This is a genomic window from Gracilibacillus lacisalsi DSM 19029 (genome assembly GCF_000377765.1).
GTDB classification, from domain to species: domain Bacteria; phylum Bacillota; class Bacilli; order Bacillales; family Amphibacillaceae; genus Gracilibacillus; species Gracilibacillus lacisalsi.
The window spans coordinates 174,554-194,451 of the sequence record NZ_KB898665.1; the positions used below are offsets into that span (position 1 = coordinate 174,554).

At 36.3% G+C, this 19,898-nt stretch carries 18 protein-coding genes; 7 read left to right on the forward strand and 11 right to left on the reverse strand.

All coding sequences use genetic code 11. From position 1 onward, the window contains the following. Positions 1-8 precede the first annotated feature (8 nt). The gene (locus D569_RS0107630; RefSeq protein WP_018931823.1) at positions 9-845 is read right to left on the reverse strand and encodes a sugar phosphate isomerase/epimerase family protein; all 837 of its coding nucleotides are present in this window, start codon (positions 843-845) and stop codon (positions 9-11) included. A gap of 275 nt (positions 846-1,120) precedes the next feature. Between D569_RS0107630 and D569_RS0107635 the strand changes: the two genes are divergently transcribed. From D569_RS0107635 to D569_RS0107655, 5 genes are all read left to right on the forward strand, one after another. Beyond that, the gene (locus D569_RS0107635) at positions 1,121-1,855 is read left to right on the forward strand and encodes an NAD-dependent epimerase/dehydratase family protein (RefSeq protein WP_018931824.1); all 735 of its coding nucleotides are present in this window, start codon (positions 1,121-1,123) and stop codon (positions 1,853-1,855) included. Positions 1,856-2,275: 420 nt separating this feature from the next. Continuing rightward, complete coding sequence (locus D569_RS0107640; RefSeq protein WP_018931825.1) at positions 2,276-3,844, forward strand: DUF6583 family protein; 1,569 nt, start codon at positions 2,276-2,278, stop codon at positions 3,842-3,844. Positions 3,845-3,874: 30 nt separating this feature from the next. Next, positions 3,875-5,101: an ABC transporter permease gene (locus tag D569_RS0107645; RefSeq protein ID WP_018931826.1), complete on the forward strand. Its 1,227-nt coding sequence runs from the start codon at positions 3,875-3,877 to the stop codon at positions 5,099-5,101. Then, entirely contained in the window at positions 5,098-6,219 is a 1,122-nt protein-coding gene (locus D569_RS0107650) for an ABC transporter permease (protein ID WP_018931827.1), read from the forward strand. The genes D569_RS0107645 and D569_RS0107650 overlap by 4 nt, the downstream gene beginning before the upstream one ends. Further along, positions 6,212-6,883 (forward strand): ABC transporter ATP-binding protein, encoded by a 672-nt coding sequence (locus D569_RS0107655; protein WP_018931828.1) that lies wholly within the window; start codon positions 6,212-6,214, stop codon positions 6,881-6,883. Before D569_RS0107650 ends, D569_RS0107655 begins: the two co-directional genes overlap by 8 nt. A 20-nt stretch (positions 6,884-6,903) precedes the next feature. On the opposite strand, the gene D569_RS0107660 is transcribed toward D569_RS0107655, so the two are convergent. The 10 genes from D569_RS0107660 to D569_RS0107705 form a co-directional block, all read right to left on the reverse strand. Continuing rightward, positions 6,904-7,461, reverse strand: a complete 558-nt coding sequence (locus tag D569_RS0107660; protein ID WP_018931829.1) for a CBO0543 family protein — start codon at positions 7,459-7,461, stop codon at positions 6,904-6,906. 143 nt (positions 7,462-7,604) lie between these two features. Then, complete coding sequence (locus tag D569_RS0107665; RefSeq protein ID WP_018931830.1) at positions 7,605-8,066, reverse strand: hypothetical protein; 462 nt, start codon at positions 8,064-8,066, stop codon at positions 7,605-7,607. A 186-nt stretch (positions 8,067-8,252) separates the two neighbouring features. Beyond that, the gene (locus D569_RS0107670; RefSeq protein ID WP_018931831.1) at positions 8,253-8,750 is read right to left on the reverse strand and encodes a kinase; all 498 of its coding nucleotides are present in this window, start codon (positions 8,748-8,750) and stop codon (positions 8,253-8,255) included. 127 nt (positions 8,751-8,877) lie between these two features. Beyond that, the gene (locus D569_RS0107675) at positions 8,878-10,458 is read right to left on the reverse strand and encodes a helix-turn-helix domain-containing protein (RefSeq protein WP_018931832.1); all 1,581 of its coding nucleotides are present in this window, start codon (positions 10,456-10,458) and stop codon (positions 8,878-8,880) included. Next, entirely contained in the window at positions 10,451-10,978 is a 528-nt protein-coding gene (locus D569_RS0107680) for a sigma-70 family RNA polymerase sigma factor (protein ID WP_018931833.1), read from the reverse strand. Before D569_RS0107680 ends, D569_RS0107675 begins: the two co-directional genes overlap by 8 nt. Positions 10,979-11,414: 436 nt before the next feature. After that, positions 11,415-13,199 (reverse strand): L-fucose isomerase, encoded by a 1,785-nt coding sequence (locus D569_RS0107685; protein ID WP_018931834.1) that lies wholly within the window; start codon positions 13,197-13,199, stop codon positions 11,415-11,417. A 15-nt stretch (positions 13,200-13,214) separates the two neighbouring features. Continuing rightward, positions 13,215-14,696, reverse strand: a complete 1,482-nt coding sequence (locus tag D569_RS0107690; protein WP_018931835.1) for a rhamnulokinase — start codon at positions 14,694-14,696, stop codon at positions 13,215-13,217. Between the two features lie 12 nt (positions 14,697-14,708). Next, entirely contained in the window at positions 14,709-15,356 is a 648-nt protein-coding gene (locus D569_RS0107695; protein ID WP_018931836.1) for a class II aldolase/adducin family protein, read from the reverse strand. A gap of 23 nt (positions 15,357-15,379) precedes the next feature. Next, positions 15,380-15,811, reverse strand: coding sequence for an RbsD/FucU family protein (locus tag D569_RS0107700; RefSeq protein ID WP_018931837.1), 432 nt, complete (start codon positions 15,809-15,811; stop codon positions 15,380-15,382). A 24-nt stretch (positions 15,812-15,835) separates the two neighbouring features. After that, positions 15,836-16,858: a LacI family DNA-binding transcriptional regulator gene (locus D569_RS0107705; RefSeq protein ID WP_018931838.1), complete on the reverse strand. Its 1,023-nt coding sequence runs from the start codon at positions 16,856-16,858 to the stop codon at positions 15,836-15,838. Positions 16,859-17,314: 456 nt separating this feature from the next. Between D569_RS0107705 and D569_RS0107710 the strand changes: the two genes are divergently transcribed. Together D569_RS0107710 and D569_RS0107715 are read left to right on the forward strand one after the other, a co-directional pair. Further along, a complete protein-coding gene (locus tag D569_RS0107710) occupies positions 17,315-18,805 on the forward strand; it encodes a sugar ABC transporter ATP-binding protein (protein WP_018931839.1) in 1,491 nt (496 codons plus the stop codon). Positions 18,806-18,829: 24 nt separating this feature from the next. Then, positions 18,830-19,822 carry an ABC transporter permease gene (locus D569_RS0107715; RefSeq protein ID WP_018931840.1) on the forward strand — a complete coding sequence of 331 codons (993 nt, stop codon included), beginning with the start codon at positions 18,830-18,832 and terminating at the stop codon, positions 19,820-19,822. Positions 19,823-19,898: the final 76 nt, after the last annotated feature.

The following is a 19,898-nucleotide window of genomic DNA, read 5'->3' on the forward strand; positions in this document are numbered from 1 at the left end:
GTCCCCTCCTATAGTCTGCTTTTAAGCCAGTCGATATTGTATTGCAATATTTCTTTTGTATCCTTCTTTCCACTAAAATCTTCTAGACCGATGTAGCCTTCATAATGAACAGCCTGCAAATCTTCGATCACCTGCTCCCAATCTACAATCCCTTCGTCTACTAGCTCCCAGACTACTTTCCACTTTTTGCTTGCTGAATCTTGCACCCATTTCGCATTCTTCACATGAACATGTGCTAAATAAGGACCTAATAATTCCATCCCCATACGATGATTTTCATATCCTTCATGAACCATATTGCCAGGATCATATAATACACCAATTGCTTCAGGGTCAAGGTCTTGAACTAATCGATAAGCAGCACTTGCACTTGCTGCAATGGTTTGATGATGTGTTTCAACAAGACCTTTTACACCATAGCTTTTGCACAATGCTTCACACTCTTTTAGATAACGCTTACAACTTTCGAATGAAGTATGGAAATTCTCGGAGCGATCATATCTTGGTACCCCTAGTCGAATAAAACTTGCACCAAATGCTTTTGCAACTTTGAGAACTTGTTCTGTACCTGCTAAATCACCTGAAGTTAAATACGGTGTGATACTTACAGTTTCAATATTAGCCGTTTCACTTTTACTTTTTAGCTGATTGATTTGCTCTTCAGAAATCTCTGGAGTGAGTGTACATTTGTTATTTCCCCAAAAGCTGATCGGCTCTTTCATTAGTTCAACTGGAATGTCTTTATAACGCCACTCTACACCATCAAAACCTTGTTGTTTTAACTCCTCAATCAACTCTTCTGGTTCAAAATCCGGTGCCATTACCGTAAAAACAGATAACTTCATGATTAATCACCCTTAGTATATGAATATTAAAATGCTCTTTACTAAATTCGTATACTAATCATAACACTTACCTTTTCATCCTTCTATAATATGATTGATTGCTTTTTGTCTGAAATTGCTTTTTATGATCAAGGTAAATAACGCTATCCCTTAATCTAGCGCAGGGGTAGCCATATCTTGAATGAAATAAACAACAATTTTGATCAAGAACATGTATCTTCGCTAAAAAAAGAGCTAGACTACTGATAAGAAAGATCAGAAAGGATATGATGAGGTTGAAGAAAATTACCATTATCGGAGGATCAGGTACAGTTGGTGATATCCTTGTTGAAGGGCTACAGCATAGCTATGATGTTCTAGTTTTGGACAAACATATTCAGAATAATACAGCAACAAATCACTACGTGGATGCTACTCATTATGACGAGCTACGTTCTACAATCCCCAAGGATACAGATGTTATTATCAACCTACTCCGAATAGATACTGCTCATGCCATTGAACCCGTTGAAGTGTTTGACCAAATGACAGACGTCTTTTTTAAAGCAACCTATTATATTATGTTAATTGCAAAAGAATTCCGGATACCTAAGGTCATTTTTGCCAGCAGTAATCATGTTACGGATTATTATGAGGAAAATGGCTACTCCAAACTGCAACGTGAAATCACAACGAATGATTATCCATATCCTAAGGGATTATATGGTGTATTGAAAATCGCTTCGGAACAAGCTGGCTTTATCTTTTCTCTGCATTCCGACTTATCTATTATTAATATTAGGATTGGCTCTGTACCAGCCCAAAATGAAAAAGATGCTTTAAAAGAGAATGATCGTTTAACACGAACCTTGTTATCAAAAGAGGATCTGGTCGAGCTTTTTTCGGCTGCAATTGAAGCTAAAGTAAACTTTGGTACTTACTACGGAGTATCCAATAACCCTGACAAACCTTGGGATTTATCCAATGCTATAGAAGAGCTTGGATATTCGCCAAAAAGAATAATAAAGTGAATTAAGTTCTGGGTGAGCGCGTCTGTTTTCCCCACTTAACTTCCTTGTGTACTTGAAGCTTGAAGTGGGGAAAAACAGACTGTTAGCAATAGTGGCGAGTATGAGGGTTATCCCCTATATATTTGAATGTTGTGCTTCATTGTTTAATCCGAAATACCTATGTCTAACGGTTGGTTTAGGTATTTACAATCAATAATACTTTTCCAGCAGTAATCAGAGTTGAAACTATATTACCCTTTAATGTCTATTAATGTCGAAAGTATGGATAATTATGTAATGACATGGTATTTTATAATTTGTATGCAATTTTTTCTATGACTCTGGCACTTTCATTCTAGGTCTCTATGAATATTTTTTAAACAAATAACGATGAGTTATAGATATAAAATTGTAGATTCATTCATTGAGGGGGAACATTTAATGCAGGAAGCAGTACAACAAGAAGAAGTGAAACAGAAGAAAAGCAAATGGATACCAATAATCGCAGGTGTTGTGATTATACTGATAGCAGGCATTGTGACAGTTCAAGCTTTTCTAAATACTTCTGCTAAAGAAGACTATTTCTTAGCTGAGAAGAACACAATAGAACAGCTACAAGAAACGTTCGAATCAAGATTTGAAGAGGAACTTGCTTGGAAAGACCATACCGATGAACATGCGATTGAATCGGTTTATGAAATAACAGGACAAATGAATGATCCGAGCATGGCTGGAATGGGATTTGACCAAATGATCAACAATGCTAATATTACGGTGGAAGCAGCCTTGGATAAAGAAAACAAAGTATCATCGGCAAATATTTCCGCTGGAATGGCTGGTGTTGAAATAAGTGGACTTGAAGCATATATTGATAACAATGACTTATATGTTGGTTTACCATTCTTAGATAATATCATTCAACTAAATGGTGATGATCTCGGAAGAATCTTACAGGAGATTGACCCTGTTACATTTTCCGGAGAAGAAAACTTTGATTTCAGTACACTTTTCAATGAAAACCCAATCCCAACAGAAGATATCGACTACATGAAAGAAGAATATGCAGAATATCTATATGATGAACTTCCAGAGGATGCATTTGAAGCAACATCAGAAGAAGTAACAGTAGGCGGCAACAGTGTAAATGCCGACAAAATTTCCTTTAGCTTATCTGAAGAAGAAACCAAATCACTCCTGAAAAACGTGTTTGATAAAATGGCGGACGATGAAAGATTAAGAGAAATTATCATTGATCAAGCTTCTTATATGAGTTTTGCTGAAATGGAATTAGCAGAAGATGATATCGCTAATTTTGAAGAAGAGTTTGTAACAGCTATGGAGGAAGCATCTGCTAATGTAGATGACTTAACACTTCCAGATGGTTTTAACTCTACGATCTGGGTTGATGATGATATCATTGTCAAAAGAGAACTATCCTTAGCAGTGGAACATGAGGGAGAAACAGCAGCGTTCAACATCGATGGAACGAATGAGATAACGGACGGAGAGCAAGTCATTGACTATATATTTACAGCAAATGATGGCTCTTCCGAAGAAACCGTTAATATTCATGCGGATTTAGCTGAAAATGACGGAGAAACAAATGACACGATTACACTTACCGCTGCTGACGTAGCTTTTACTATTGAATCAAACCAAAGTACTCAAGAGGAAGGTAGTAAAAACTTTGAACACAGCCTTTCTTTTGAAGAGCAAGGTTTGCAAATGTTTACTATTCATTGGCTAGGTGAAGCTCAATACCAAGAAGACCAAATGACCGTAGACCATACCTTCTATGCAGAAGATGGATATACTCTTAATCAAGAGGCATTATCCATTTATGTTACAGAAGAAGGTTCAACGATTGATCAGGTAGAGATTCCTAGCCCTGAACAAGTACAGAATTTAAGCGATATGAGCGGAGATGAAATTATCGAGTACTTTGAAACGGATGTAGTGAATCAGTTTGAATTATGGATGGGTAATATGATGGGACCTGGTGGTTTCTAATTGATTTTGTAAATAAAGTAGGTGGCATACATGCAATCTCTTAAACATATAGCCTTGTTTACAAAAAATAATCTGATCCAACTTGGGAGGAAGTGGTTATCACTTCCTCTTCTTTTGCTGTCTCCGATTATACTCATCGGATTGTTAGCACTCACTGTGATTTCCATGTTAGATGTGTCAAGCACAAATACTATAGAAGTCGGACTTGTCGACCTTGACCAATCAGAGGAAACAGAAATGATTGTCGAATTACTAGAAGAATCTTCACAACTCGGCAATCATATTGCTATGGAGAAAGTTGAAGAAAACCAAGCTATCGAAGGTATCGAAAACAACCAACTCAGTTCCTATATTATGTTTCCAAATCATTTCTTTCAAAAACTAATGGACGGGGAACGGTCTCAACTTTCCATTATAGGCAATCCCAAGCAACCAGTTGAGAGCCAGCTTATTAATGAGTTAGTCGAGACTGTTACCCGACATATTCGAGGTTCCCAGGCAAACATTCTGACGATAAATCATTATGCAAAGCAATTAAATATGGATAATGAAGAAAGAAACACCTTATTATTTGAACAATTCACCGATTATTTCTTTTATGTACTAGGCAGTGACCAAGTAGTAAGAGAGGATCAAGTTACAAATAACGCAACCGCTTCGCCAATTCTTTATTTTAGTTTAGCAGGCTGGTTTACTCTAGTAACAATCTGGTTATTTATGATTTATACGATGTTACACCAAGATAACAGCTTAAAAATGAGACAGCGGATGAAGCTCTATGGTGTTACCAATCTACAGCAAGCTATAGCAAGTGGTGTTGTGACCCTTTTAGTAACGGCAGTTTTGACTGTCCTCTCCTTCGCTTTTCTTCCATATTTCTTTGACGAAGTAATCATTACTGGGGAGAACTATATCCGCATTAGTTTGTTACTACTGTTACACAGTATCATCTTTTTACAATGTATCATTCTCATAGATTGGTTGATTTCATCTTCCAAATTAACAGTCTTGGTGCAGACATTATTCACCGGAATCACCATCATATTCAGTGGCGCCATTATTCCCAAAATATATTTTCCTATCTACTTGGAAGATTATTTTTCCGCTAGTTTTTCTCATCAATCTTTTTATTGGATGGAACAGATTATCTTAAATGGACGTTTCTATGCGGAATTACAACCATTAATCTTGACAGCGATTATTGGCGGGTTACTACTGGCTATATTTTCATTCGGAAAGGAGCGTGTTCATAAGTGAAAGAAATTATTTACACACGCTTCCTATTACTAAAAAAACAATGGCTCAGCCTTATTTGCTGGATCTTACTTCCGATACTGATCGCAATTGGATTTCTTTCCACTGCTGAAACGGTACAAGATGATTTCAGTGTTCCAGTCGGAATGGTGTTAGAGGAAGAGTCAGAGTCAGCCTTTGCGCTATTGGAAGAAATCAACGACTCCTCTCTTGTTTCTGCTTTCCAACTATCAGAAAGAGAAGCAATACGGAAATTAGAGCAACATGAACTAGATAGTGTATTTATTATTCGACAAGGTTATCAGGACAATTTACAGAGCGGAAACAGAAGAAACCTGTTAGAAAGTTATTATTCAGACCGTTCTTTCGCCTATAATCCTGTGAAAGAGATGATAGTATCGATCATTCAACAAGAAACAGGACGGATTAAAGCGGCCAACACCATTATTAACTTAGAAACGCAATTAAGCAGTGATCAAAATTGGACAATCGAGGAGATTATTGCAAAGTCCAGAGAAATTCAAATAGAAGAAGATTTATTGCAAAACCAATTTCGTTATCATGGTGATTCAGACCTGACATATAACTCAGGTGTCCAATGGGATCCCTGGATGGTATGGGCATTTGCAAGCCTACTAATCACGATCTTCATTTTCGATTGGGTGATCAAAGAAAGAAAAGCAAGTGTCGCTGTTCGCTTTCCGTTTATGAAAATAAAATACCCAACATATATGCTTGTAAATGTATTGGTTTATATGATCGTGCTACTCATTATTGATTTGGTAACCGCGGGTATTTTTTACTTACTTTATCAGGAAACGATCGATATCTTATCACTCGTATCATTCCGAATTATGGTCTGCTTGTTGGCTTTCTTATTGGTAAGCATAATAAGGAATGCCTATTTCAGTTATGTTGCCGCCATTATATGGACACTTGTACTGATTGTGATCAGTGGTACAGTATTACCATTTGGAGACCTAGGGAATATCGGAGGCTGGATCAATCTCTTCAACCCGTTATATCGCTTCTTAACTGGCGATTGGACCATTGGCTGGCTCGGCTTTTGTATCATTGGTATGGCGATTTGGTATGTACGAGAGGAGAGAAAATATGCTTAAGGTAGAAGGATTAAATAAAAGTTTTCATAAAAAAACGATACTAGACAATTTATCTTTCAACATCAATCATGGTGAAATAGTAGGATTAGTTGGTGAAAACGGAGCTGGTAAATCTACGTTGCTTCAAATATTGGCTACAACGATGAAGCCGACTTCGGGAGAAATCCTTTTAGGCCAACGGAATTACCAAAAAGATAAAGCAAAGATACGCAAACAAATTGGCTTTGTCCCACAGGATATTGCTGTTTGGGAACAGCTTACAGTAGAAGAAAATATGACTTTCTTTGAAAAATTATCATGGATAAAGAAATCTAACGCTCAATTAAAGGAAATCTGTCAGGATATGAATTTAGACCGGTGGAAAGAACCTGTGAAGAATTTGTCAGGTGGCATGAAACGGAAGCTCAATTTAGCAATAAGTTTAATTCATGATCCATCCTTATTGTTGCTGGATGAACCGACAGTAGGGATAGATTTAAAGTCCCGTAAAGAAATCGGCGCTTATTTACGAAAGCAAGCAACTGATCATAACAAAACGATTATTTATACATCACACGATATGGATGAAATACAAGAACTGTGTGATCGAGTAATTACGATTGGTGAAGATTCCTTTTATAAAAACCTATTACAAGAGGCAGATAAAGAGGTTCTTTCCTTTTAAAACCTGCCTCTTTTTTATATTTATATTGCGTTTTTACTTTTGTTATTTTCGAGTATATAAAACACGAGAAATCGAAAAATGATCGGGAGAAGAATATAAATAGGAAATGAGTAAAGCGATTTCCAATAAAATGTTTTATAAATGCCCATTTTGGTTAAAATAGGCTCTGTTATAAATGCAGCTAATATGGCAATAGCTACGTTAGCAAGGATAAAATGCTTCCACTTCGGGAAATAGTAATAAGCAATCATATAAGCTACTGGAATAAACGAGAAATTATACGGATTTAATCCTCTGTTTAATTGTGTTAGCTGGTATGAATAAGCCCATGCTCCTGAATTAATTCCTATTTCATCTAATTGACTGGCTAATAAACCTAATAAAAGACCATACGATAAACACTCGGCTTTCTTTTCCTTGGGAATGACCTTGTACCAAATTACCCACGGAATAATAAACACCAAAAGTAATAGCCACCATTGCCATGTAAATAAATCATGCTCAATCCAATATTGTTTTCTATAATCAGCTAATTTGTACTGCAAATCCAAAATTTTTTCAAAAGATGGATAATTCATGGTTTTCCTCCTATCAGCAATGGCTATTTATTCTCCCTCCGACTCCATACTTATATACCATTTACTGAAAAAACAGATATTTACATACTCTATGTACATCACCAAATGATGATAAATGTTGAACTAACTATAGTTGTGCAAGCCTAATCCTGTTTCATCATTTTGTCTTGCCATTTTTGATACATATAAATGATAACAGCTAGCATAACCATGATGATAAATATTCCAAAATTACCCATGTTCCTCAATTCATAAATTTCTAAGAATAGTAATAAACGGAGACCAATAAAAGCATAAAAAGCATCTATGATTACATTAGAAAGGAAATAAATCCAAAAAGACTTATCAAAAGTAAAATGAAAAATCCATATAGTACCCACTATAAACACACCATATGTTAACGGAAAACTGGTGATATGTCCCCATGGTACAATGTTCTCGTGCACAATCCACCACTCAAACACATATCCCATTTCAAAAACGATAGTCACTAAAAGAGAAGCAAATAGAGCGACAGGCATAAACCGCTTTAAAGAATGTTTGTTAATAAATAATAATGATATCCACGGTAAAACCATCATAAGCCATAGAATCATTTGCGCCATCAATAATCCCCCTTTGTCATGATAGCTTTTGAAATTCTGATGAATTTATACTTATAGCCTCTTGGCTTTCCAAGATTTCCAACAAAATTCCTTTTCACTTCATATTAAAAGGCGTTTCTTCATTGGAAGAAACGCCCAAGCAACCTACTCTTTTTTTGCTGTTTAACCTATCCATTTTGGGGATAATTAATTCTGCAGTTGATTTAAAATCAGTTCCAATACATCGTCTTGTGACATATCATTAGTCAGCATCATTTCTCTGTCCACGCCAAGATAATCATTTGGCTTCAACCAGGAGCACAAAGATTCTTCTCCGAATTCCATCTTTTTTGAACTAGAATTGTGACGCTTGACTGTTTCTTTAAAGGATAAATCAAAATAATAAGTATATGTCTTGTGGTTAAAGAACTCGATTAAGTTATACAACTTTTCACCATAACGATGTTTATACAAGATTCCTTCCACAATAACAAATTTACAGTTATTTTTACCATATTCAGCGATCTGTCGAATCAAATCAATGGAAAGGTTCCCATCTTTATCGTGAACCTTCAGCATTTCACGACGAACAGTATCCTGAGAAACCAAGAGCGTTCCACGCCCCAAATGACTTTGAAGATTTTTGGCAGCCGTTGTTTTTCCACTCCCAGAATTTCCTCGTATAATAATTAGCTTTGATTCCATATTATCCCCCTACATACCTCTCACTAGCTTTTTAATCCAATAATCTCTACTCTTCAATACTAACGTATAAAACAAAGAAAAAGGTGAGAATCTTGTTTACTTTTTGACCCTCTTCTAACTCTAGGAATTAATCTATCACACTTTTTTTAAAAGACTCTAGAAGGGTCTTAGTTTCTTCTGCAGAAATATCTTGACTAACTACCTCATATTTATAATCATTTGAAGAACCAACAAAATGAGCACCTTTTGGACGGTCCAACTCGTACATTTTCCAATCTATATCATTAGTAGTAAACGTGTCTAATCGCTCTCCTTTATTTGTGTCAAATTCCCCCCATGATCGAGTAACCGAATCTTTGTGGTAGGAACGTACATATAAAAGTCTAGTTCCAGAGCCATCTTCATTTGGATCTTTCTTATAACTATAGGTTAAATAGGCATGATTAAAATCCTTATATCTTTCAAAGCTTGTTGCGTATAAATCAAAATCTTGACCCGTAAATTCATAAAGGAAATCAATATTTTGTCTTAATGTTTGTAGCACTTCATTTACTTCGTCCTTATAATAATCAGACTGTTCCAAGATTTCAATATCCTCTTCTCCCGAATCTTCATCAATTGTTTCTGGCTGTTCCTCTTTCGAAAGTCCATCTAAATTCGGACTGAATTCATCGAGGTTAATAGAAGCGTTTACTTCTAGTTTTTCCGGATATAAGTAACCCGTAATATTCCCATTTGAATCATATTCCTCATATTTAGCTAAGATCCCTGTATCTTTATCAACCCAAAACCTAAAAGTATCAACATTCTTCATTCGGTCAACTTTGTCTCCAACACTCCCATATAAGACAACTGTATTATGTCCTAACAGTTCTTCATTTTGTTTTTCAATATCCCATTGCTCTACGTCTCCCAAATATTGAACCGTCTTATAAAAAGGGAATAATGATACACCCGCTATCCAAACTGGTGGCTCTTGCCAATCATATATATCTAAAAGTTTGTCATAAAGTTGATTAGAGTCTAATGGTAATACTTCTTCAATGGAGACAGGTTGAAATTCTTTCTGATTGTAGTTTCTTTCTAGATAACTATTAGTAATAAGGTCAATATCCCATTGTTGACGATCATTGTACACACTAATATTTTCCTGGACAGTTTCTCCTTCTAATGATTTATTCACAAATGATACATGTCCTCCAATCTCATTTTCAATACTTATTTCATAATCAACATACTCATCAGTACCGGTTCCATCATTATAGATATTACGTTGTTCAAACTTACCAACGACAGTCTGAAAGTAATCGGGCGTATTTAACATTTTGGTCAGTATTTCTTCTTTCGTCATATCATCGTAATATTCTTTTTTTTCAGGAGGTGTATAAATACCTTCATTTAAGTTGTTAGGAGCTTTTTCATTGTTTTCGGATTTAGTTGTAAGACTGCGTTCGCTGTTTTCAGTTATTTGTTTATCACCTACATCGTCCAACTTACTTAGACTAAAATAACCTAAACCAAGAATTAGTATACAACTTACTGATAAACTTAAAATATAATTCAACTTTGGATGTATAATATATTTTTTCCTGCTTTTTGAACTTCTTATGGCCTTTCTAACTTTATCCTTACTTTTTTCACTAAATTCAACATCTTTTAAAATGGTTCCATTCATCTTCTCCTTTAGATTGCTGAACATATTATCCATTAGATATGCTCCTTTCTAGCTTATGTTTCAATAAGAGCCGAGCTCTATGTAATCTGGACTTAACAGTAGAAATCTTTATTTTTAACAAGTCAGAAACTTCGTTATAAGATAGTTCCTCATAGTAGTATAGAATAATTACTTCTCTATACTTTAATGGTAGTGAAAAAATCTGATCAGCTAGCATTCTATTATTTTCGAAATTTATAAGCTGTGATTCTGGTGTTTCCATGAGTTTCGCCTTATTTGGTAATAGATCTGAAAATATTATATTTCGAAATGACCAACTTTTAAGTTTATCCTTACAAAGATTAACGGTTATACTATATAGCCATGTTTTATAAGAGGATTCATGACGAAACTCATTCAACTTACGGTAACACTTTATGAATACTTCTTGGGCAATATCTTCAGCTGTATGATTCTGCTTAGTGTAAGTAAATGCCAGTCGTGTTATACTCTGGCCATATTCATTCATTAACCACTCTAATAATTCATCTACTCCTTGATCATCTTGATTCATAGGTACTCCCTTCTTCAATCTCTATATCCTTTTAACTATTTAGACGATGCTGTGTACAATTGGTTGTATAAATCTTATATATTTATATCCAATAAAACATTTCAAGTACAGTCAGTTAATAACTTATTGAAATATAAGCTTCAGAATCTAACAAGTAAAAAAGTGCATCATTTAATTAAATGCACTCTCACCTTAATATTAATAAGTCATCCAAGTTAACCTACCCACGAAGTAGAACTTACCTTTCTTAATGTTAAATTAAGCTAACCTTTCACTTTTAGTTAAATTATTATTTCGAAAATTTTATATTTATTTTACCATGAATATAAAGTTTACCCCCCTTTGAGACTTCCAAAGGGGGGTTTAAACAACATAACTTTAACCAAAACGGCAATCTTTAAATAAACGATTCAAACCTATATTTTTTAATAGTTACCTACTTATATAACGGCCCATATGTTTGACACGCCCGGTAATCCGCTCCCTCTATGTCATTTGTACCAAACATATTCCATGCACTTGGTCTAAATAGCTTTTCTTCCGCAACATTATGCATATTGACTGGAATACGTAGCATCGAAGCAAGTGTTATTAAATCCGCTCCAATATGGCCGTAACTCATCGAACAATGGTTAGCACCCCAGTTATTCATCACCGTGTACACATCGCGAAATGCACCTTCTCCTGTCAGATTCGGAACAAACCAGGTAGTTGGCCATGTTGGGTCTGTACGATTGTTTAATATTTCATGAACGTTATCCGGTAAATCCACGGTATAACCCTCAGCAATTTGTAGTACAGGTCCTAATCCCTTCACAAGGTTTACACGTGCAATGGTGACTGGCATAGCTCCTTTTGATTTAAAATTACTCGAGAATCCTCCACCTCTGAAATACTCTGTATTAGCCGGTCGCCATTGTGTTGCTTGCAAGCATTTGTTTACTTCTTCGTCTGTAATCTCCCAGAACCGTTTCATGGCAGGTTTACCGTCGATTTCCTGCTCCCCAGTACCATCTAAGGCAGCAGACCCTGAGTTTAACAAGTGAATTATTCCTTTGCTTGCCCTTCCTTCCAGTTGATGATTCGCCACTCTTTGCACTGCATCAGGACTCCAATACGTTCTTACATCGGCAAAAACTTGAGCCGTATTAGTTAATAAGTGTCCAAATAGCATGGTAACTGCATTTAAGGTGTCGTTTTCTGTCGCTACTATATACGGAGCGCGAATACCATTCCAGTCAAACGAGGAATTAAGAATCGCTTCCATAAAATCACCATTTGGAAAGTGGTCTGTCCATTGACGTTGACCTTGAAAACCAGATGCAATCGCATTTCTTCCCATTGCTTCTTCTTCATATCCTAATTCTGCCAATTTCGGATTACCTTCCATCAAGTCTCTTGTGATGATAGTCATTTTAATATTCTTCTTTAAATCTTCTTCTTTTTGTTCTGCTGTCCGCTGATTTTCTTCCGCATTTGTATCAGAACCGATTTTACAATTTTGCTTCACCCAGTTATATGCTTTCTCAAATTCTTCATTATCATAAATTTCTTCATTGATACGGCGGGTAAGCTCGCTCATATCGACATATTCATTACGCATACCTAAGTAATCCTGGAAAAAGTTCTCATCTACCATACTGCCTGCAATACCCATAGAAACAGATCCAATAGATAAATAGGATTTATCTTTGAGCATAGCTACCGCAATACCTGCCTTAGCAAAGCGAAGAATCTTTTCCTGAACATCCTCTGGAATGGTATTGTCATCAATATCTTGAACGTCTCTTCCATAAATACCGAAGGCAGGAATCCCTTTCTGATTATGTGCCGCCAACACAGCTGCTAAATAAACTGCGCCCGGACGCTCTGTGCCATTAAATCCCCATATCGCATTTGGCCGTCTCGGATCCATATCCATTGTTTCAGATCCATAGCACCAACAAGGTGTAACGGTAATCGTCACGCCAACATTTTCTTTATCAAATTTTGCTTTTGCTTGGGCTGCTTCTGCCACACCACCAATGCAAGTATCTGCAATAACCGTCTCAATCGGCGCACCATTATTATAGTTCATGTTTTCAGATAACAACTGTGCCACAGCCTTTGCCATGTTCATTGTTTTTTCTTCTAATGACTCGCGCACACCTTTTCTTCGGCCATCAATTGTCGGGCGAATTCCTATCTTTGGCATATCTCCGAATAATCTTTGTCTTGTCATGTATATTCCTCCTTGTTAAGATGATGTCTCGTCAACCAACTGCACAAAGCGTTCATAAGCTGATTGCCAGCTTGATGACTTAATCGGTTGATAATGTTGGACAGAAAATGAATGTTGGACAATTTCTCTTGCTTGCTTCATGTTTTCTATCTCTCCTAAAGCAATCCATTGGCCAATCGCATTGCCAATGGAACTAGCCTCAACAGGCCCTGCAACAACTTCTCGATTTGTCGCATTTGCCGTTAACTGACATAATTTTTTGTTGCGAATGGCACCGCCTCCCATATGAATGCGCTTTAATTTTTTTGAAGTTAATTTTTCTAATCTATTAATCACCCAATTGTATTTCATTGCTAAACTCTCTAAAATGCATCTAATCATTTCACCTTGCGTTGTCGGGATTGGTTGGGATGTCTCTTGGCAATAGAGTTGAATTTCCATAATCATATTTTCTGGATTAAAGAACCTTGGATCATCTGGGTTAATAACGGAACGAAAGGGTTCTGCTTCTTCAAACAGATAGTTTTCTTTTTCAAAATCTGTATCGATCCCTTCTCGTTCCCATATGGCACGACACTGTTGCAATAACCACATGCCCATATTATTTTTTTGCAATCGATACTTCCCTTCTATCGTCCCTTCATTGGTAAAACCCCATTGCATTGCCTTATCTTCTGTCACTGGCTGATTAACTGGAACACCGATTAACACCCATGTACCACAGCTCATAAACACGGACTGATCGTCTTCTAACGGAAGTGCTGCTAATGCACTTGCAGTATCATGACCTGCTACATTGATTACTTTTACAGGTTCGATTTGTAATTCTTTATGAATGGATGGCAATGTATCACCAGCAATCGTTAGCGGCTGTTTAACAGGTGCCAATAAATTACTGGATATGCCTAATCTCTTTAAAATATCCGTTTCCCACTCTGTTGTTCCTGTTCTCAGCATTTGGGTGGTAGAACTAATGGTAAATTCATTATTTTTTTCCCCACAAAATAAATAGGCTAATAGATTCGGTGTTAATAGTAACGTGTCTGCAGTTTCTAATAACGCCGGATTCTGCTGTTTTATCGTATATAATTGGAAGACGGTATTAATTGGCGCTGTCTCCACACCAGTCTGTCTAAATAACTCTTCTGATGTAATAAGTTGTAAGGCATCCTCCATCCCTTTTGCATTCTGAGGATTCCGATAACTATAGGGATTTGCTAGTAGTTCTCCTGTTTTTGATAGTAAGCCGAAATCAACTCCCCAAGTGTCAATTCCCAGACTTTCGACTTTGTCATGACCTTGTTGAACACTTACTTGTATGCCCTTCTTCATTTCAGAAAAAATACTTAAAATATTCCAGTAATAATGATTAATTACGTGGATAGGATGGTTTGGAAATCGATATATTTCTTCTAAATACATCTTCTCTCCATCAAAGCTATTTAACATTAACCTTCCATTAGAGGCACCTATATCAAATGCCCAGACTTTCTTCATCCAACTCCTCCCTTACGAATCTTCTAATAATTTTGCGCGATATTTTTCACTGGATAAATTGCGCAAATCTTGGCATTCTTTTTCTGTTAACAATTTTGGACTACCGACCATACTTGAAAGCGTATAAACTTTTGCTGCTTCCTCTATTAGCTGCATAAAAAAGTAGGCTTCTTTCATGGATTTCCCCACGGTTAACACCCCATGGTTTCGCATAACCACCACATCTGTTTCTTCAATTACCTCACCTACAGCATCTGCTAATACATGTGTTGTTGGAATCATGTAATCTAAATACTTCACATTTCTAATCATTGCTGGAAAATCAGGGAACATGCTCGGTATATCTTTATCAGCAGACGAAACAGCGACAGAATAACTTGGATGAGCATGTAATACTGAATCAATATCGGATCTTTTCCTAAAACACTCGAGGTGCATCAATAATTCTGAAGATGGTTTCAAATTGGTTAGTACCTCACCTGTTTCAATATGCACTTTCACCCATTGCTCTTCTTCAATTTCCTGCAAATCAAAACCACTTGGCGAAATATACATGTATTCTCCGTCTCGCATACTTAAATTACCACCAGCACCTACTACTAACCCTGAGTGAACTAATTTCTTCGCATACTCTCCCAATTGTTGTTTAACCTTTAGCATGGAACAACCCTCCTATACGGAAATTAAGAAATAACACCTTTTTTTAAAATAATGTTGGCATACAAAGCTTGCTCAGTTGTTGCTATAATGGTATATGCTCGCTTTGATCTTTCATAAAAAGCAAACCGTTCTTCATGACCAATTTGCCTTTTTCCCACTTGATGTTTGCTTAAAATAGCTTTGTATGTTTGCCAAATCTCTGGTGTTGGCTCCTTTTGTTTATCGACTACTTGCATCAACGTAACCGGCTTATCCACGAAAGTATCAAGTGGGAATAATTCCAAAATAGCCTCTAATAAGTCTGGAACCTGATGTCCATCACAACGGATTAGCCGATTAGCATAATTTGCAGCTGGAAAGTTGCCATCACCTATCACGATCTCATCACCATGCCCCATCTCGTGAAGCGTTTTCAATAAGTCAGGTGACAAGATATTGGGTATTCCTTTTAACATGCATACCCCTCCTGTCTATTATTTTTATTTCATCCTCCTTGTTGACTTCCTGATATGAATATCGGGAGGCAATATTATCTTCCTTTCTTGATCTACATTCTTCTGTTCGACCCTTTCAATTAGAAATTGAATTCCAATTCGGCCAAGTTCAGACGCTGGTTGAGCAGCAACAGTGAAAAATGGATCAAAATACACAACTGGCTCTACCTCATCAAAACACACCACCGAAATATCTTCCGGCACATGTAACCCTAATTCTTTCAATGCTTTCATCACACTGATTGCAATAAAGTTGTTCGCAGCGAAGATCGCGGTTGGTCGCTTCTTTTCATTTAATTGCATAAGCTGTTCTACAATACTTTGTGTATTTCCAGCTTGAACACTTTTAAAATCAATTTCAGAAATATAGTTTTCGTGTACAGGTAAATCATTAAGCTTCAGTGTCTCCAAATAACCTCTCTGTCGTTCTCTTGCTGTTGAAACATTGGATGGACCATTGATAAGTGCAATGTTTCGGTGACCATAATCAATTAAATGTTCTACAAGCTTACGACTACCTTCATAACTATCACCTAAGACATAGTCTCCCATAAACCCTTCAATCGTTCTGTCAATTAAAACAGCCGGAATATTATGGTCTCTTAGCCGTTTAATTTGATCTAATGATTTATCACTTGTCGGAGCAATTAAGACACCATCAACTCTTGCCGAGAGCATCATATCAATGTAATTGATCTCCTTTTCACTATCTTCATCCGTATTACTCATTAATACCCGGTAACCCACTTCTACAGCAGCATCTTCTGCACCTCTTGCAATTTTAGAGAAAAAAGGGTTAGATATATCTGTTAAGATCAAACCCAATGTTTTCGTTTGATTGGATGTTAGACTTCTAGCTGCAGAGTTAGGTACATATCCTAATTCTTTTATTGCTTTTTCCACTTTTTCCCTTGTTGTCAATCGAATATTGCCAGAATTATTAATGACTCTGGAAACTGTCATCGGAGAAACATTTGCTTTTTTTGCGATATCATAGATTGTTACCATAATTGCATACCTCTTTTTATAGCTTTGTTTTTTATAATGATACCGGTATCATTTATTTAATGCAAGAGTTTTTTATTGTATGATTAAACATTTATTATTCACAAGTTGCCAAACCCTTTGAATCTATTGTATTATTCTACAATTACAAGATAACAGCAAATAAAACATGTCAAAAATAATTATTGACATGTTTTAACCCTTGTGATAATTTTATGTTACCGGTAACCGAAAGCGCTACCATTTATAATATCTCAAAAATAGAAGTCGTGATTGCTCAAGTTACCTCTTCTTATAGCTTTGATACTTGGTTTTTATTGTACTCTTTCCTCAAGACTCTGCATAAACAAATCTTATATATCCATCGTAAGCAACCGGAACATTTTCTTTTTATGTAATTTATAAAATATCTCTAACTTTATTCTATGTTATCGGTATCAAAAGGGAAGGAGCAAGCAGATGTCCAATAAAATACTTGAGATGCAAAACATTAACAAGTCATTTCCCGGTGTCAAGGCATTATCTGATGTGCAATTGGACTTACACCGTGGTGAAGTTTTAGCATTGATCGGTGAAAACGGTGCTGGCAAATCAACATTGATGAAGATACTCACCGGTATCTATCAGAAGGATGAAGGCAGTATTATTTATGATGGAAAAGAAATAGCACCTTCTAATACAAAAGAAGCCCAGGAACTCGGGATCAACATTATTCATCAGGAACTAAACCTGATGCCAGATTTAACTGTTGCCGAAAATATATTCATTGGTCGTGAGCCTAGAGATAAGCTGAAATTCTTTCTAAAAAATAAAGAATTAAATCAACAAGCAGACGAATTGTTTCAAAAGTTAAATATTACATTAAATCCGCGCACCAAAATTTCCAAACTAACTGTTGCCAAACAACAGATGGTGGAAATCGCCAAGGCACTATCATTTAACGCAAAAATACTTATTATGGACGAACCCACTGCAGCTTTAACAGATAAAGAAATCAATACATTATTTGATATTATTACTTGGCTAAAAAATGAAGGTGTTGCTATTATCTATATCTCACACCGAATGGAAGAATTAAAACGCATCTCTGATCGCATCACTGTTATGAGAGACGGCGAATACGTTGCTACACTGCCCACCGAAACAACGGAAATACGCCAAGTTGTTTCATTAATGGTAGGCAGAGAAGTAACAATCGAACAGAAAGTATCTGACCCAAACAAATTTACTGATACGGTCCTTGAAGTAAACCATTTAACTAATCACTATATAAAAGATGTTTCATTTCACCTCAAAAAGGGTGAAATATTGGGATTTGCCGGGTTAGTTGGTGCTGGAAGAACAGAAGTAGCAAGGGCAATCTTCGGAGCAGATCCCTTTTCAGGTGAAATTAAAGTAAACGGAAAAACCGTCACAATTAAACAGCCAGTTGATGCCGTTAAGCATGGGATAGGTTATTTATCTGAAGATCGTAAACGCTTTGGTCTTATGCTCGAAATGACAGTAAAGGAAAACATTATCATTTCCTCTTTAGCTAATTATTCAACAGCTGCTTTTGTTAAACCTACAAACATTAAAACAGATGCTGAGGAATATGCTCGCAGATTAAAAGTAAAGACACCTAGTGTTAATCAACGAGTAAAACTATTATCTGGTGGTAATCAACAAAAGATCGTCATTGCTAAATGGTTACTCAAGGATTGCGATATTTTAATCTTCGACGAACCTACCAGAGGTATTGATGTGGGGGCAAAACAAGAAATTTACGATTTATTAGAAATGTTAGCTAATCAAGGCAAATCAATTATCATGATTTCTTCAGAATTAACCGAGATATTAAGGCTTAGTGACCGTATTATGGTAATGAACGAGGGACGAGTCACTGGAGAGTTATTAAATCAGGATGCTAATCAAGAGAACATAATGGAGCTTGCTACACAGCATAACTAAAGTGTTTAAAGGAGTGAGAAAAAGATGTCGACATTAACAAGCAATCCATCAGCAAGCGATCAAAAGAAAAGACTTGTAAGTTCTGGGGCGCTGCAACAAATATTAGCATTTGCCAGCCTTATTATTTTAGTTATTTTTTTCTCGATTGCTTCAGAGAACTTTTTACAATGGTCTAATATTGAAGGTATATTATTATCCACTACCGTTATTGGTATTCTTGCCTTAGGGACTACATTTGTGATCATTACAGGCGGAATCGACTTATCTATTGGTACAGGGATGACACTTACTTCAGTTATGACAGGGGTATTTATCGTATTTCTTGGTTTACCAGTCCTTGTAGGTATTATCGGTGGAATTGTTACAGGTGCATTAATTGGTTTTATCTCTGGATTTTCGGTATCCATCTTAAGAATCCCACCATTCATTGCAACTCTAGCAATGATGATGATCGCCGAAGGTTTATCCCTGGTCATATCAGGTGCATCACCTATTTATTTTAGTGATGTAGAAGGGTTTAATAACATTGCCCTAGGTTCGATATTTCCTGGAGCAATCCCCAATGCAGTGGTTATTTTCTTTATCATGGTTTTAATTGGATGGATCTTGTTATCTAAAACGATTGTTGGCCGCTACACTTTTTCAATCGGGAGTAATGAAGAAGCAACCAGGCTATCAGGGATCAACGTAAAAAAATGGAAGATGATCATCTACACCATCGCTGGATGTTTTACCGGTGTAGCAGGAGTCATTATGGCATCACGATTAAATTCTGCTCAGCCTGCCTTAGGTATGGGATATGAATTGGAAGCGATTGCAGCAGTTGTAATCGGTGGTACTTCTTTAAGTGGCGGTAAAGGATCGCTTATCGGGACGATGATTGGTGCATTAATTATGAGTGTCCTTACGAATGGGCTGCGGATTATGTCCATCCCCCAAGAGTGGCAAACAGTTGTTATAGGTTTTGTTATATTACTAGCAGTTTATTTTGATATGTTACGCAAAAAAGATAGTTAATTTCTTTTTCTCTTGGATGTAACTCATGTAAGTTATTTCATAAAGTGAAATTTCCATCAGTGGGGTAACCCCTACT

Coding starts and splice junctions, on each gene's coding strand:
- D569_RS0107630 (WP_018931823.1), bottom strand. CDS start 845: ATGAAGTTATCTGTTTTTACGGTAATGGCACCGGATTTTGAACCAGAA.
- D569_RS0107685 (WP_018931834.1), bottom strand. CDS start 13,199: ATGACAAGACAAAGATTATTCGGAGATATGCCAAAGATAGGAATTCGC.
- D569_RS0107655 (WP_018931828.1), top strand. CDS start 6,212: ATGCTTAAGGTAGAAGGATTAAATAAAAGTTTTCATAAAAAAACGATA.
- D569_RS0107695 (WP_018931836.1), bottom strand. CDS start 15,356: ATGCTAAAGGTTAAACAACAATTGGGAGAGTATGCGAAGAAATTAGTT.
- D569_RS0107715 (WP_018931840.1), top strand. CDS start 18,830: ATGTCGACATTAACAAGCAATCCATCAGCAAGCGATCAAAAGAAAAGA.
- D569_RS0107705 (WP_018931838.1), bottom strand. CDS start 16,858: ATGGTAACAATCTATGATATCGCAAAAAAAGCAAATGTTTCTCCGATG.
- D569_RS0107660 (WP_018931829.1), bottom strand. CDS start 7,461: ATGAATTATCCATCTTTTGAAAAAATTTTGGATTTGCAGTACAAATTA.
- D569_RS0107680 (WP_018931833.1), bottom strand. CDS start 10,978: ATGAATCAAGATGATCAAGGAGTAGATGAATTATTAGAGTGGTTAATG.
- D569_RS0107700 (WP_018931837.1), bottom strand. CDS start 15,811: ATGTTAAAAGGAATACCCAATATCTTGTCACCTGACTTATTGAAAACG.
- D569_RS0107710 (WP_018931839.1), top strand. CDS start 17,315: ATGTCCAATAAAATACTTGAGATGCAAAACATTAACAAGTCATTTCCC.
- D569_RS0107670 (WP_018931831.1), bottom strand. CDS start 8,750: ATGGAATCAAAGCTAATTATTATACGAGGAAATTCTGGGAGTGGAAAA.
- D569_RS0107640 (WP_018931825.1), top strand. CDS start 2,276: ATGCAGGAAGCAGTACAACAAGAAGAAGTGAAACAGAAGAAAAGCAAA.
- D569_RS0107690 (WP_018931835.1), bottom strand. CDS start 14,696: ATGAAGAAAGTCTGGGCATTTGATATAGGTGCCTCTAATGGAAGGTTA.
- D569_RS0107665 (WP_018931830.1), bottom strand. CDS start 8,066: ATGGCGCAAATGATTCTATGGCTTATGATGGTTTTACCGTGGATATCA.
- D569_RS0107645 (WP_018931826.1), top strand. CDS start 3,875: ATGCAATCTCTTAAACATATAGCCTTGTTTACAAAAAATAATCTGATC.
- D569_RS0107675 (WP_018931832.1), bottom strand. CDS start 10,458: ATGGATAATATGTTCAGCAATCTAAAGGAGAAGATGAATGGAACCATT.